This is a genomic window from Streptomyces sp. NPDC085460, assembly GCF_044541975.1.
Lineage (GTDB): Bacteria > Actinomycetota > Actinomycetes > Streptomycetales > Streptomycetaceae > Streptomyces.
The window spans coordinates 127,721-141,138 of sequence record NZ_JBITTO010000010.1 but is presented as its reverse complement, the minus strand read 5'-3'; the positions used below and the strand labels follow the sequence as shown (position 1 = coordinate 141,138).

Annotated in this window: 13 protein-coding genes; 12 read left to right on the top strand and 1 reads right to left on the bottom strand. The window is 74.8% G+C overall.

Annotated elements, in window-relative coordinates; all coding sequences use genetic code 11:
* Positions 1-2 precede the first annotated feature (2 nt).
* A complete protein-coding gene (locus tag ACIGHB_RS26175) occupies positions 3-1,613 on the top strand; it encodes a choice-of-anchor A family protein (protein WP_399916297.1) in 1,611 nt (536 codons plus the stop codon).
* On the opposite strand, the gene ACIGHB_RS26170 is transcribed toward ACIGHB_RS26175, so the two are convergent.
* Complete coding sequence (locus tag ACIGHB_RS26170) at positions 1,576-2,691, bottom strand: Gfo/Idh/MocA family oxidoreductase (RefSeq protein WP_360312162.1); 1,116 nt, start codon at positions 2,689-2,691, stop codon at positions 1,576-1,578. The two genes, ACIGHB_RS26175 and ACIGHB_RS26170, sit on opposite strands and share 38 nt — an antisense overlap.
* A 65-nt stretch (positions 2,692-2,756) precedes the next feature.
* On the opposite strand from ACIGHB_RS26170, the gene ACIGHB_RS26165 reads away from it, so the two are divergent.
* The 11 genes from ACIGHB_RS26165 (at position 2,757) to ACIGHB_RS26115 (ending at position 13,413) form a co-directional block, all read left to right on the top strand.
* Positions 2,757-4,109, top strand: coding sequence for an ROK family transcriptional regulator (locus ACIGHB_RS26165; protein ID WP_399916453.1), 1,353 nt, complete (start codon positions 2,757-2,759; stop codon positions 4,107-4,109).
* Positions 4,110-4,274: 165 nt separating this feature from the next.
* Complete coding sequence (locus ACIGHB_RS26160) at positions 4,275-5,225, top strand: hypothetical protein (RefSeq protein ID WP_399916295.1); 951 nt, start codon at positions 4,275-4,277, stop codon at positions 5,223-5,225.
* Positions 5,226-5,331: 106 nt separating this feature from the next.
* Positions 5,332-6,129: a GntR family transcriptional regulator gene (locus ACIGHB_RS26155; RefSeq protein WP_399916293.1), complete on the top strand. Its 798-nt coding sequence runs from the start codon at positions 5,332-5,334 to the stop codon at positions 6,127-6,129.
* Between the two features lie 134 nt (positions 6,130-6,263).
* Complete coding sequence (locus tag ACIGHB_RS26150; protein WP_399916291.1) at positions 6,264-7,385, top strand: TIGR03364 family FAD-dependent oxidoreductase; 1,122 nt, start codon at positions 6,264-6,266, stop codon at positions 7,383-7,385.
* A 5-nt stretch (positions 7,386-7,390) separates the two neighbouring features.
* A complete protein-coding gene (locus ACIGHB_RS26145) occupies positions 7,391-8,077 on the top strand; it encodes a phosphonatase-like hydrolase (protein WP_399916289.1) in 687 nt (228 codons plus the stop codon).
* A complete protein-coding gene (locus tag ACIGHB_RS26140) occupies positions 8,074-9,126 on the top strand; it encodes an ABC transporter ATP-binding protein (protein WP_399916287.1) in 1,053 nt (350 codons plus the stop codon). The genes ACIGHB_RS26145 and ACIGHB_RS26140 overlap by 4 nt, the downstream gene beginning before the upstream one ends.
* Complete coding sequence (locus ACIGHB_RS26135) at positions 9,119-9,979, top strand: 2-aminoethylphosphonate ABC transporter permease subunit (protein ID WP_360312141.1); 861 nt, start codon at positions 9,119-9,121, stop codon at positions 9,977-9,979. Before ACIGHB_RS26140 ends, ACIGHB_RS26135 begins: the two co-directional genes overlap by 8 nt.
* Complete coding sequence (locus ACIGHB_RS26130) at positions 9,966-10,763, top strand: ABC transporter permease (protein ID WP_399916285.1); 798 nt, start codon at positions 9,966-9,968, stop codon at positions 10,761-10,763. The genes ACIGHB_RS26135 and ACIGHB_RS26130 overlap by 14 nt, the downstream gene beginning before the upstream one ends.
* Positions 10,764-10,791: 28 nt before the next feature.
* The gene (locus tag ACIGHB_RS26125; RefSeq protein ID WP_360312145.1) at positions 10,792-11,850 is read left to right on the top strand and encodes a 2-aminoethylphosphonate ABC transporter substrate-binding protein; all 1,059 of its coding nucleotides are present in this window, start codon (positions 10,792-10,794) and stop codon (positions 11,848-11,850) included.
* A gap of 145 nt (positions 11,851-11,995) precedes the next feature.
* Positions 11,996-12,775, top strand: a complete 780-nt coding sequence (locus ACIGHB_RS26120; protein ID WP_360312147.1) for an HAD-IIA family hydrolase — start codon at positions 11,996-11,998, stop codon at positions 12,773-12,775.
* A 74-nt stretch (positions 12,776-12,849) separates the two neighbouring features.
* Positions 12,850-13,413, top strand: a complete 564-nt coding sequence (locus ACIGHB_RS26115; protein WP_399916283.1) for a hypothetical protein — start codon at positions 12,850-12,852, stop codon at positions 13,411-13,413.
* The last annotated feature ends 5 nt before the right edge of the window (positions 13,414-13,418 follow it).

Genomic DNA, 13,418 nt, shown 5'->3' with positions numbered 1-13,418 from the left:
ATATGGAACCTGTGAAGACCCGGCGCGTCCCCCGGCACGCACCCCGGCGCGTCCCCCGCCGCGGAACCCGTCTCGCCCTCTCCGCCGCGACGGCGGTGCTCGTCTCCGGCGCCCTCGTCGGGGGACTCGCCGCCACCGGCGCCGCCGATCCGCTCCCCGGCGGGCTCGGCCCGTGCAAGCCGGGCAAGTGCCCGCCCACGTACCCCGACATCAACAACGGCGAGGTCAGGTGGCGCGACAACGCCATCAACGTCTTCGTCGGCGGCGACTTCCTCGTGCGCGAGGCCGCCGCGGAGGCCGAGGGCAAGGTCGTCGTCCTCGGCGGCTTCGACCAGGCCAAGCGCACGGGCGTCTCCCAGGTCTACAACGTCGGTGTCGCGGGCGTCGGTTCGCGCGTCGTCCCCGACAACGGCACCGCCTTCCTCAGTGTCGGCGGGAACCTCACCGTCGCCCCCGGACAGAGCCTCCTCACCGAGGAGGGCACGGTCACCGGCAAGACGCTGTACGCGGGCACCGTCACCGGCACCGTGACCCCGGCGCCCGTCAAGGACGCCGCCGCCGTCGCCCCGTACACCGCGCTGCGCGACGAACTGACCGCCGCGAGCCGGTGTTACGCGTACGTCGACGGGGCCCCGCGCCCCGCCACCGGAACGGCCGTCAACCAGGGCACCGAGACGGTGTTCACCGGCGACGGCACCTCCGCGCTCCAGGTCTTCGACGTCGACTTCGACCTGGAGTCCGGGTCCGGCGGGCAGCAGGGCATCCGCTTCGAGAAGATCCCCGCGAACGCGACCGTCCTCGTGAACCTCCTCGGCGGAGAGCGGACCATCGACACCTTCATCGCCGGCCTGCCGGGGCTCCGCGACCGGCTGCTGTGGAACTTCCCCGACGCGACCCGCGTCACGTTCGAGGGCACCGCGCAGTTCGCGGGCAGCGTCCTCGTCGGCAACCAGGCCAGCACCACGACGATCACCCTGCCGGGCATGAACGGCCGGTTCTTCACCACCGGAAACCTGACCCACGCCTCCGAGCCGGGCGGGGGCGGCGGCCAGGAGATCCACAACTACCCGTTCGACGGCGACCTGCCGTCCTGCGACGAGGACCCGACCCCGACGCCGACGGACACCACTCCGACACCGACCGAGCCGACGCCGACCGAGCCGACCCCGACGCCCACGGAGCCGACCCCGACGGAGACCACCCCGACGCCCACCGAGCCGACCCCCACCGAGCCGACCCCCACGGACCCGACCCCCACCGAGACCACGCCCACGCCGACCGAGCCCACCCCCAGCCCGACCGACTCCGCCGACGGCGGGGTCACGAACGGCGGGGTCTCGAACGGCGGCGGGACGAACGGCGGCGGGTCCAACGGTGGCTCCGACGGCGGCTGGACCAGCGGAGGCGGATCCGACACCGGCGGATCCGGCACCGGCGGCCACGGCGATGCCACCGGCGGCCACCACGGACCGGACGGCGGCGGCGAGCTGCCCGAGACGGGTGCCGGCACCGGGAAGATCGTCATGGGCGCGACGGCCGCCGGCCTCGCCCTCGGCGGCGCCGTCCTCGTCGCCGTCAGCCGCCGGCGCCGTCGGTCGCGCTGGTCAGCCTGACCGTGACGCCCTCGCGGGCCGACCGCCTCGCCGCCTCCAGGACGTCCAGGGCGGCGGCGGCCTCGTGCGCGGTGACCGGGTTCGGGCCGGTGCCGCGCACGGCGGCGGCGACGGCCGCGTAGTACGCCGGGTAGTCCCCCGGCACCGACTCGACCGGCGTCCCGCCACCCGTCAGCGGGGACTCCCCGGAGCCGATCCGGCCCCACAGCCCCTCGGGCTCCACGCCCCACGCCGTGCCCGGTCCCGGCCGCAGCCCCTCCCGCAGCGCCGCCTCCTGCGGATCGAGGCCGTACGTCACGAAGCCGGCGCGCTGCCCGAGCACCCGGAAGCGGGGCCCCAGCTGGGCGGTGGTGGCGCTCACGTACAGATGGGAGCGGACGCCGCCGGCGTGCGTGATCGCGACGAAGGTGTCGTCGTCGGCCTCCGCGCCCGGGCGGCGCACGTCCGACTCGGCGTAGACGGAGACGGCCGGGCCGAAGAGGACCAGGGCCTGGTCGACGACGTGGCTGCCGAGGTCGTACAGCAGACCGCCGATCTCCTCCGGGGCCCCGGACTCGCGCCAGCCGCCCTTCGGGCGCGGCCGCCACCGCTCGAAGCGGGACTCGAAGCGCTGCACCTCGCCGAGCTCGCCCTCGTCCAGGAGGCGGCGGAGGGTGAGGAAGTCGCTGTCCCAGCGCCGGTTCTGGAAGACGGACAGCAGCAGCCCGCGCTCCTCCGCGAGCCCGGCCAGGGCGCGGGCCTCGGCGGCGGTCGCCGCGAGCGGCTTGTCGACGACGACGGGAAGCCCGGCCTTCAGGGCGGCCTCGGCGATCGGGACGTGGGTCTTGTTGGGGGAGGCGACCACGACGAGGTCGAGCTCCGGGCCGCCCTCCGCCCACAGCTCCTCCGGGCGGGCGAGCACCCGGACGCCCGGATGGGCCTCCCGCGCCTCGGCGGCGCGCCCGGGGTCGCCGGTGGTGACGGCGGCGAGCGTCAGGTCGGGGGAGGCGGCGATCAGCGGGGCGTGGAAGACGGAGCCCGCGAGGCCGTAGCCGACGAGGCCGACGCGGAGGGGGCGGGGGGTGGTGAGGGGCGTCATGAACAGCACTTAAGCAACGCTGTTGCCGAAGTGCAAGCAGGAGGCAGAATGAGCCGGTGACGGTGATGACGAGGGACCCCGGCGGCGGCGCGAACCTGTCGGCGCTGCGGGGCCACAACGCGGCGCTCGTGCTGAACCTGCTGCGTACGGCGAGGGAGGAAGGCATCAGCCGGCTCGAACTGGCCGAGCGCACCGGCCTCACCCCGCAGGCCGTCAGCAAGATCACCGCCCGGCTGCGCGCCGAGGGCCTGGCCGCGGAGGCCGGCCGCCGCGCCTCGACCGGCGGCAAGCCCCGTACCGTCCTGCGGCTTGTCCCCACCGCCGGGTACGCCGTCGGCGCGCACCTCGACCGCGACGGACTCACCGTCGCCCTGACCGACCTCACCGGCACGGTCGTGGCGCTCCGCCGCCGCCCCCTGGCCCTCACCGCCGGCCCGCCGCCGGTCCTCGCCGCCCTGGAGGAGGAGGTCCGCGCCCTCCTCGCGGAGGCGGACCTCCCCCTCCCGAGGGCGGCGGGACCCGAGCCGGGGGTCGGGGCACCCGGGCCGGGGGTCGGGGCGCCCGAGCCTGGCGGGGTGCCTGGGCCGGGCGGAGTGCCCGGGCCCGGTGGAGTGCCTGAGCTTGGCGGAGTGCCCGGGCCTGGCGGAGCGCCCGTGCCCGCCGGAGTACCTGAGCCCGGCGGAGCGCCCGGGCCCGCCGGAGTGCCCGGGCCCGGTGGGGCGCCCCGGGCCCGCGTGCTCGGGCCGGTCGGATCCCCCGGTGTCGGCGTGCTGGGCGTCGGCGTCGCGATGCCGGGGCCGTTGGACCGCCGGGGCGGGGTGCCGGGGCGGGTGACGGGGGCCGCGGTGTGGGACGGGTATCCGGTACGGGACGTGCTGGCCGCGCGCCTCGGGCTGCCGGTCACGCTCGACAAGGACACCAACGCCGCCGCCCTCGGCCTCGCCGTCCGGCCCGGCGCGCCCCGCTCCTTCGCCTACGTCCACCTCGGTACGGGGCTCGGCGCCGGCCTCGTCGTCGGCGGCGCCCCGCTGCGCGGCGAGCGGACCGGGGCGGGCGAACTCGGCCACCAGACCGTCCAGCTCGACGGGCCCCCGTGCGCCTGCGGCGCGCGCGGCTGCCTCGAGGTGCTCTGCCTCGCGGCGGTCGCCCGAGGGGACCTGCCCGAGGCCGTGCGGATCCTCGGCACCGGCGCCGCCAACCTGGTCCGGCTCCTCGACATCGACCGGGTCCTGCTCGGCGGCCGGGTGGTCCGCTCCGCGCCCGGGGTCTTCGCGGACGGGGTGGCCGCCGTGCTCGCCGCCCTCCGCCTCCCGACCCCGGTCGAGGTCCCGGCGGTCCCGCACGCCCTGCCCGTCGGCGCGGCCCACCTCGTCCTGGCCCCCGTCTTCGGCCTGGCACCGAGCCAGTCCGCCGGCTGACGTACCCGTCCGCGCCCCGTTCATCGGAAGGTCGGACCATACGCTGATCGGGCGGATCCGGCGGGCGGTCGGGGGGCCCCGCGGTGTCGTGGCCCGTTCCGCGGCGGCGGGTGTGGCAGCGTCGCGGGCGTCCCGCACGTCCGCGAGCAGCAAAGGCATCCGCCCATGGCACCCGCCCCCCGGCCCCTGCGCAGCGCCGTCGCGGCCGTCGCCCTGCCCCTGCCCCTGGCGCTCGGTCTCGCCCTGCCGGCAGCCCCCGCCTCCGCCACCCCTGCCTCCGCCTCCGCCGCCCCTGCCTCAGCTCCCGCCGCCTCCTCCGCCGCCCCCGCCCCCGCGGCCCCCGCACCCGCCCCCGCCCCCCGATGCGGAACCGACGCCGACGCCGGGTTCCCGCTGGAGACCCGGATCGAGGACGGGCCCGCCGACTACCCCGCGGGAGGGGCGTTCCGGGCCTGGGAGCTGGAGGTGCGGAACACCACCGGCGCGGACTGCGCCGCGGTGCATCCGGTCCTGGTGCTCGCCGACGAGGGGCGGGTGCTGCGGCCGGAGCAGATCCGGCTGGAGTTCTACGACGGGGAGGCCGAGCGCTGGCGGCCGGTCGCGTTCGAGGCGACCGAGGAGGCCGAGAGCATCGGCGCGTTCACCGGGTTCGGCGGCTTCTCCGTGCCCGCCCGGCGGACCGTCACCGTGCCGGTCCGGCTGGCCTTCCGGGCCGACGCCGCCCCCGAGGAGGTCGTCGTGAACGCCGCGCTCGTCCAGCGCCGGGGCGGCGACGGCGACTGGGTCGGCCGCTCCGGCGACTACCGCCTCAGCGTCGGACCCCCCGACCCCTCCGAATCCGCGCCGCCCCCCGCCCCGGCCGACCCCCCGGCCGATCCCACGGCCCCCGCGCCCGGCCGCACCCCCACCCCCGCTCCCGACGGATCCGCGCCCGCGACGCCGCCGCCCCCCACGGGCCTGCCCCCCGGCACCGGAGGCCACCCGCGCCCCGAACTCGCCCACACGGGAACGGAGGAGACGGTCACCCGCCTGGCCCCCTGGGCGGCGTCCCTCGCCCTCGCCGGCGCCGTCCTCACCCGCGCGGGCCGCCGCCTGAGGGCGCGGCCCCGCCCCTGAAGGCCGGGAAGCAGCCGCCGGCGACCGAGACGAACCCGGCGAGCCGAAGCCGCCGGGACACCCTCCGTACACCCTCCCGTTCACCCCCGTCTGCGACGATCCCCGGATGAACCAGCAGCACCGCACGCCGAGCGCCCCGACCGCCGCCGCCGTCCCGAGCACTCCCGGCGCCCCCGTCCGCTCCGGCGTCCCGGAGCACGGCCGGGTGCCCAAGTACTACGCGGTGAAGGCGCGACTCGCCGTCCTCGTCGACGAGTTGGGGGAGGGCGGCGCGCTGCCCACCGAGCGCGACCTCGCCGTCCGGTACGAGGTCTCCCGCGAGACCGTCCGGCAGGCCCTGCGCGAACTCCTCCTGGAGGGCAGGCTGCGCCGCCAGGGCCGGGGCACGGTCGTCGCCGGTCCCAAGCTCGAACAGCCGCTCTCCCTCGCCAGTTACACCGAGGGCGTGCGCCGGCAGGGCCGCCGCCCGGGCCGCAGCATCGTCTCCCTGGACCGCTTCCCCTGCCCCGACGCGCTCGCCCCCGAGGTCGGCGTCGAGCCCGGCGCGTCCGTCTGGCACATGGAGCGGGTGCTGCTCGCCGACGACGAGCGGGTCGGCCTGGAGAGCACGTACGTCTCCGAGGCCCGCGCCCCGCGTCTGGACAGCGAGTTCGACCCGGACTCCTCCTTCTACGCCTACCTCCGCGACCGGCTGGGCATCTCCTTCGGCGACGCCGACGAGCGGATCGAGACCGTGCTCGCCACCCCGCGCGAGGCGCTGCTCATCGGCACCCCGCCGGCCCTGCCGATGCTCCTGCTGCACCGCGTCTCCCGCGACGAGCGGGGGCGGCCCCTGGAGCGCGTCCGCACCCTCTACCGGGGCGACCGCTTCAGCTTCACCGCGCACCTGGGCCGCCAGGAGTAGCGCGCGGGCGCCCGGCCACAGACCCCCCAACATCACGAAAAGGTAACGGGTCTAGGCCAAGCTTGTCGGTCCGTTCACCGTCCCGACGCCCGCGCGACCCGCCCGGGTCACCCACCGCCCCGACCGTGGACGGCATGAAGGTGATCGTCGTAGGAGCCGGCGTGGTGGGCACCATGCACGCCTGGCAGGCAGTGGAACGCGGCCACGAGGTCGTACACATCGAGCGCGAGGCCGAGGCGCGCGGAGCCTCCCTGAGGAACTTCGGCCAGATCTGGGTCAGCGGTCGCGCGGGCGGCGAGGAACTCGACACCGCCCTGCGCGCCCGCGAGCTCTGGGAGGCCGTCGGCGCCCGCGTCCCCGGCCTCGGCTTCCGGGCCATCGGCTCCCTCACCCCCGTCCGGGGCGACCTGGAGCTGGCCGTCGCCGAGGCGGCCGTCGCCCGCGCGGACGCCCCCGCCCGCGGCTACAAGCTGCTCACCCCCGAGGAGGCGCGGGCGCTCAACCCGGCGCTGCGCGGCGCCTTCGACGCCGCCCTGTGGTGCGAGCGGGACGCCGCCGTCGAGCCGCGCACCGCGCAGCTCGCCCTCCGCGAGGCCCTCCTCGCCACCGGCCACTACACCTTCCTCCCGAACCGCGAGGTCCGCGAGGTCGTCGGCGAGCACGCCGTCCGTGACGACCACGGCGACCTGCACAGCGGCGACGCCGTCGTCCTGTGCACCGGCGCCTGGCTCTCCGGCCTGGTCCGCGAGGTCGCGGGCCCGGTCCCCGTCCGCCGCGTCCGCCTCCAGATGATGCAGACCGCCCCCCTCGGCGAGCCGCTGACGACCTCCGTCGCCGACGCCGACTCCTTCCGCTACTACCCGGCCTACGCCTCCGGGGCGCTCGACGCCCTGAACGCCGGCCAGGCGCAGGACCCCACCGCCGCCGCCCACAAGATGCAGCTGCTCATGGTGCAGCGCCTCGACGGCGGACTGACCATCGGCGACACCCACGAGTACGAGCACCCCTTCGCCTTCGACACCGTCGAGGACCCCTACGAGCACCTGGTCCGGGTCGTCGAGTCCCTGCTCGGCCGCCCCCTGCCGGCGATCCGCCGCCGCTGGGCCGGGGTGTACGCGCAGTGCGTGGACACCACCCGGGTGGTCCACCGCCAGCGGGTACGGGACGGGGTCTGGCTCGTGACCGGACCCGGCGGGCGCGGCATGACCTGCTCGCCCGCCATCGCCGAGAAGACCGCGAACGAACTGGGCTGGTGACACACATGACCACGCAGAACACCCTCGACCTCATCGTCCTCGACATGGCCGGCACCACCGTCGCCGACGACGGCCTCGTGGAGCGCGCCTTCACCGCCGCCGCCGAACGCCTCGGCGAGGACCCGGCCGCGATGATCGGCCACGTCCGCGCCACCATGGGCGAGTCCAAGATCTCCGTCTTCCGCCACCTCCTCGGCGGCGACGAGACCCGCGCCCGGCAGGCCAACGCCGCCTTCGAGGAGGCGTACGGGGAGCTGGTCTCCGAGGGCCTGATCGCCCCGGTCCCCGGCGCCGCCGAGACCGTCGCGGAACTCCGCGGGCAGGGCCGTACCGTCGTCCTCACCACCGGCTTCGCCCGCGTCACCCAGGACGCCATCCTCGACGCGCTCGGCTGGCGGGACCTCGCCGACCTGACCCTCTGCCCGGCGGACGCCGGCGGGCGCGGCCGCCCGTACCCGGACATGGTCCTCACCGCCTTCCTCCGCACCGGGGCCGTCGACCAAGTGCGCCGGGCCGTCGTCGCCGGCGACACCTCGTACGACATGCTCAGCGGCGCCCGCGCCGGCGCCGGGCTCGTCGCCGGCGTCCTCACCGGCGCCCACGCCGAGCCCGCCCTCACCGAGCACGGCGCCACCCACGTCCTCGGCTCGATCGCCGAACTCCCGGCAGCGATACGGGAGTACGAGTCGTGACCAGCGGCATCCGCTTCGACGGCGTCTCCGTCGCGTACGGGGACACCACCGTCCTCGACGCGCTCACCCTCACCGTCGAACCCGGCGAGGTGATGGCCCTCCTCGGACCCTCCGGCTCCGGCAAGACCACCGCCCTGCGCACCGTCGCCGGCTTCGTCCGCCCCTCCGCCGGCCGCGTGTACATCGGCGACCGCGACGTCACCGACCTCCCGCCGTACAAGCGGGGCATCGGCATGGTCGTCCAGCAGTACGCCCTCTTCCCGCACCTGCGGGTCGACGAGAACGTCGCCTTCGGGCTCAGGGCCCAGAAGCACCCCAAGGCCGAGATCCCCGGCCGGGTCGCCGAGGCCCTGGAGATGACCGGGATGGCCGCGTACGCCAAGCGCCACCCCCGCGAACTCTCCGGCGGACAGCAGCAGCGCGTCGCCATCGCCCGCGCCCTCGCCATCCGCCCCGACGTCCTCCTCCTCGACGAACCGCTCTCCGCGCTCGACGCCCAGCTCCGCTCCGGCATGCTCGCCGAGCTGGCCCGGCTGCACCGCGAACTCCCCGACGTCTCCGTCCTGTACGTCACCCACGACCAGGTCGAGGCGCTCACCCTCGCGGACCGGATCGCCGTCATGGACAAGGCGCGGCTCCAGGACTGCGGCACCCCGCAGGAGCTGTACCGGCGCCCCCGCACCGAGTTCACCGCCTCCTTCGTCGGCAACGCCAACCTGCTGCCGGTCCGGGTCGGCGCCGACGGCGTCGACTTCGCCGGCACCGGCCTGAAGGTCCCGGTCGGCGACGCCGCCGCCGGAGCCGCCGCCACCCTCTGCGTCCGCCCCCACCTCATCGGCCTCGGCGAGGGCCCCAACGCCCTGCGCGGCCGGATCACCGAGGTCCAGTGGCGGGGCGCCACCCACCGCCTGTACGTCGACGTCGACGGGCACCGCGTGAAGGCGGACGTGCGGGAACTGCGGGACACGCCCCCGCTGGGCTCCGAGGTGGTGCTGCACTTCGCGCCCGAGGACGCGGTGCTGCTGGCGGCGGGGGTGAACGATGGCTAGCGCCCAGGCCACCGCGCCCCCGGTCGTCACGGCGGCCCGCCCGCCCCGGAGCCGTACCGTCCCCGCCTGGGTCTGGGCCCTGCCCCCCGTCGCGGTCCTCGGGCTCGTCTTCCTCTACCCGCTCGGGCTCGTCGTCCAGGAGTCGCTGGCGCCCGGCGCGTACGCCGAGGTGTTCTCCTCCGCCTCCTTCCGGGACGCGCTGGTCACCACCGTGTGGCTCGCGGTCGGCGCCACCGTCGGCTGCCTCGTCCTCGGCTTCGTCCTCGCGCTGATCGTCGCCTTCGTGCCCTTCCCCGGGGCGAAGGCGGTCTCCCGCTTCATCGACGTCTTCCTCTCCTTCCCCTCCTTCCTCATCACCCTCGCCCTGCTCTTCGTCTACGGCACGGTCGGCATGGCCAACGGGCTGTGGACGGGCGCCACGGGGGCCGCCGAGGGGCCGTTCCAGTTCCTCACCACCCCGTGGGGCGTGCTCCTCGCCGAGATCACGTACTTCACGCCCTTCGTGATGCGGCCGCTGCTCGCCGCCTTCTCGCAACTGGACACCGCCCAGCTGGAGGTGGCGTCCTCGCTCGGCGCCCGGCCCGCGCGGATCGTGCGGAAGGTGATCCTGCCGGAGGCGCTGCCCGCGCTCGCGGCCGGCGGCAGCCTCGTCCTCGTCATGTGCCTCAACGAGTTCGGGATCGTCCTCTTCACCGGCGCCAAGGGCGTCACCACGCTCCCGATGCTCGTCTACTCCAAGGCCATCCTCGAATCCGACTACGCCGCCGCCTGTGTCGTCGCCGTCGTCAACGTCGCGATCTCCGTGGGCCTCTACGCCGTCTACCGGGTGGTGAGCCGCCGTGCTGGTGCATAGCCGCAAGGGCCGGGCCGCCTCCTGGCTCGTCTTCGCCGTCCTCTTCGTCCCGCTCTTCGCGGTCCCCCTCCTCGTCATCGTCGCCGCGTCCTTCTCCACGAACTGGTCCGGCGCCTTCCCCTCGGGACCGACCGCCGAGCACTACACGGCCGCCGTCCGCGGCGCCTCGCTCCAGGCCCTGACGACCAGCCTCGTCACCGCCACCGCCGCGAGCCTCCTCGCGCTCACCCTCGGCACCTGGGCCGCGCTCGCCGCCGCCTCGCTGCGCGGCAAGGGCCGCCGGTTCCTGGACGCCCTCTTCGTGCTGCCGCTCGCCGTGCCGTCGGTGGTGGTCGGCCTCGCCGTCCTGGTGGCCTTCTCCCGGCCGCCGCTGCTCCTCAACGGCACCCGCTGGATCGTGATCCTGGCCCACACCGTGCTGGTCACGGCCTTCGCCCACCAGTCGGTCTCGGCGGCGATCCGCCGCCTCGACCCGATGTACGAGCAGGCGGCGGCCGGACTCGGCGCCCGCCCCTCGTACGTCCTGTTCCGGGTCAAGCTGCCCCTGCTGCTGCCCTCGCTGAGCGCCGCCGCCGGGCTCTGCTTCGCCCTGTCCATGGGGGAGCTGAGCGCCACGATGATGCTCTACCCGCCGGACTGGATGCCGCTGCCGGTGCTGGTCTTCACCGCCACCGACCGCGGGTCCCTCTTCACCGGATCGGCGCTGGCCGTGGTCCTCATGGCCACCACCCTGCTGGTCCTGCTCGCCGTCTCCCGCATCCGCACCAAGGCTTCCTACCGCTAAGCCCTCACAGCCAGGAGAGAACGACGTCATGCTTACGTACGCCAAGCCGGTCGCCGCCGTCACCGGTGTCCTCGCCCTCGCCGCCTCCCTCACCGCCTGCGGCGGCTCCTCCGCCGCCTCCGACGAGAAGGTCGTCACCGTCTACAGCGCCGACGGCCTCAAGGGCGAGAAGGGCGACGGCTGGTACGACAAGGTCTTCGCCGACTTCGAGAAGGAGACCGGCATCAAGGTGAAGTACGTGGAGGGCGGTTCCGGGGAGATGGTCCAGCGGGCCCTCCGCGAGAAGTCCAACACGCAGGCCGACGTCATCGTCACCCTCCCGCCCTTCATCCAGCAGGCCGGCTCCAAGGGCCTCCTCCAGAAGTACACCCCGAAGGGCGCCGACCAGGTCGACGGCGCCGACAAGGCCGCCGACGGCTCCTGGACCTCCGTCGTCAACAACTACTTCGGCTTCATCCACAACAAGAAGGAGCTTCCCGAGGCCCCCGGCACCTGGGAGGCGCTGCTCGACGGGAAGTTCGAGAACCGGCTCCAGTACTCCACGCCCGGCGTCGCCGGCGACGGCACCGCCGTCCTCATCAAGGCCATGCACGACTTCGGCGGCCAGGCGCCCGCCATGGAGTACCTGAAGAAGCTCCAGGCCAACAACGTCGGCCCGTCCTCCTCCACGTCCAAGCTCGCCCCCAAGGTCGACAAGGGCGAACTCCTCGTCGCCAACGGCGACGTGCAGATGAACTTCGCCCAGGCCAAGTCCATGCCGAACCTCGCCATCTGGTTCCCGGCCAAGGAGGGCGGCAAGCCCACCACCTTCGCCCTGCCCTACGCGGCGGGCCTGGTCGACAAGGCCCCGCACACCGAGAACGGCAAGAAGCTCCTCGACTTCATGCTGAGCGAGGGCGCCCAGCGCGAGGTCAGCTCCGTCGGCGGCGGCTTCCCCGCCCGCAAGGACATCAAGGCCACCGACGCCAACGCCATCGAACTGGCGAAGCTGATCGACGGCGTCGAGATCTTCGAGCCGGACTGGGCCGACATCGACAAGAACCTCGCCGCCCACGTCGACGCCTGGAAGTCCGCGACCGGCAGCTGAGAACGGATCCGGCCACGGGTACGGGACGTTCGACAGGGTCACCGCCACGGGTTCCTGACCTAGGCTGGGGGCGTCGCCACAGCGCTGTCGCGTCGCCCCCAGCACACCGCACGTCTCACGTCCGTACGGCAGGAGTCCCGCACCCATGGCAGAGCGCAAGCCGATCGAATCCTGGCTCACCGACATGGACGGCGTCCTCATCCACGAGGGCGTCCCGATCCCCGGCGCCGACGCGTTCATCACGAAGCTGCGGGAGACCGGGAAGCCGTTCCTGGTCCTCACCAACAACTCGATCTACACCGCCCGCGACCTGCACGCCCGCCTCAAGCGCATGGGCCTGGAGGTCCCCGTCGAGAACATCTGGACCTCGGCGCTCGCCACCGCCAAGTTCCTCGACGACCAGCGCCCCGGCGGCACCGCGTACGTCATCGGCGAGGCCGGCCTCACCACCGCCCTCCACGACATCGGCTACGTCCTCACCGACCACGACCCCGACTACGTGGTCCTGGGCGAGACCCGGACGTACTCCTTCGAGGCCATGACGAAGGCGGTCCGCCTCATCAACAACGGCGCCCGCTTCATCTGCACCAACCCCGACGAGACCGGCCCCTCCCTGGAGGGACCGCTCCCCGCGACCGGCTCCGTCGCCGCCCTCATCACCAAGGCCACCGGCAAGGAGCCGTACTTCGCGGGCAAGCCCAACCCGCTGATGATGCGCACCGGGCTCAACGCGATCGGCGCCCACTCCGAGTCCAGCGCGATGATCGGCGACCGGATGGACACCGACATCCTCGCCGGTCTCGAAGCGGGCATGCAGACCTTCCTCGTGCTGACCGGTCTGACGACGGAGGCGGAGATCGACCGCTTCCCGTTCCGCCCCTCCAAGATCGTGAAGTCGATCGCGGACCTCGTCGACCGCGTCTGAGCCCCGGAGCCCGCCTCCCCTGCGGATGCGGAAAGCGGCGAACCGGGTGACCCTGCCAGTACCAGGAGGTCACCATGCGTTCAGGTCCCATCGCTCTCCGTGCCGCGGGGGCGGCGCTGGCCCTTGTGCTCGCGCCCACGGCGGGCACCGCCCTCGCCCACGACGGCGTCGAGGCCGGCGTCACCCCGGCCACCGCCGCCCCCGGCGCCGACATCGACGTCCGCGTCAAGGGCTGCGAGGGCACCACCGGCGCCGCGAAGTCCCCGGCGTTCGTCGCGGACGCCGAGCTCACGGCCCGCGACGGCGGCCAGGCCCTCCTCGGCGGCGCCACCCTCCGTACGGGCCTGCGGGACGGCACGTACCAGGTCTCGGTCAGCTGCGGCGGCCACGACCACCCCGACGCCGGCACCCTCACCGTCGGGCACCGCCAGGAGCCGACGCACCAGCCGAGCCCGGTCGCCCCGGTCCGCGCGGGCGGCGGCGGCACCGCCGTGTTCGCCGCCCCGGCCGCCCCCGGCGTCGCCCAGACGGCGAGCCCCGACGGCCTCGGCACCCCCTACACCCTGCTGGGCCTCGGCATGGCCGCCGTGGCCGCCGTGGCGGTGGCCTTCCGAAGCTCCCGCCGCCGCCCGGAGTAGGCGAT

Bases quoted from the DNA above. Each gene is read 5' to 3' on its own strand.
- ACIGHB_RS26170 (WP_360312162.1), bottom strand. From the start codon at position 2,691: ATGACGCCCCTCACCACCCCCCGCCCCCTCCGCGTCGGCCTCGTCGGC.
- ACIGHB_RS26120 (WP_360312147.1), top strand. From the start codon at position 11,996: ATGGCAGAGCGCAAGCCGATCGAATCCTGGCTCACCGACATGGACGGC.
- ACIGHB_RS26155 (WP_399916293.1), top strand. From the start codon at position 5,332: ATGAACCAGCAGCACCGCACGCCGAGCGCCCCGACCGCCGCCGCCGTC.
- ACIGHB_RS26150 (WP_399916291.1), top strand. From the start codon at position 6,264: ATGAAGGTGATCGTCGTAGGAGCCGGCGTGGTGGGCACCATGCACGCC.
- ACIGHB_RS26145 (WP_399916289.1), top strand. From the start codon at position 7,391: ATGACCACGCAGAACACCCTCGACCTCATCGTCCTCGACATGGCCGGC.
- ACIGHB_RS26135 (WP_360312141.1), top strand. From the start codon at position 9,119: ATGGCTAGCGCCCAGGCCACCGCGCCCCCGGTCGTCACGGCGGCCCGC.
- ACIGHB_RS26165 (WP_399916453.1), top strand. From the start codon at position 2,757: ATGACGAGGGACCCCGGCGGCGGCGCGAACCTGTCGGCGCTGCGGGGC.
- ACIGHB_RS26175 (WP_399916297.1), top strand. From the start codon at position 3: ATGGAACCTGTGAAGACCCGGCGCGTCCCCCGGCACGCACCCCGGCGC.
- ACIGHB_RS26160 (WP_399916295.1), top strand. From the start codon at position 4,275: ATGGCACCCGCCCCCCGGCCCCTGCGCAGCGCCGTCGCGGCCGTCGCC.
- ACIGHB_RS26115 (WP_399916283.1), top strand. From the start codon at position 12,850: ATGCGTTCAGGTCCCATCGCTCTCCGTGCCGCGGGGGCGGCGCTGGCC.
- ACIGHB_RS26125 (WP_360312145.1), top strand. From the start codon at position 10,792: ATGCTTACGTACGCCAAGCCGGTCGCCGCCGTCACCGGTGTCCTCGCC.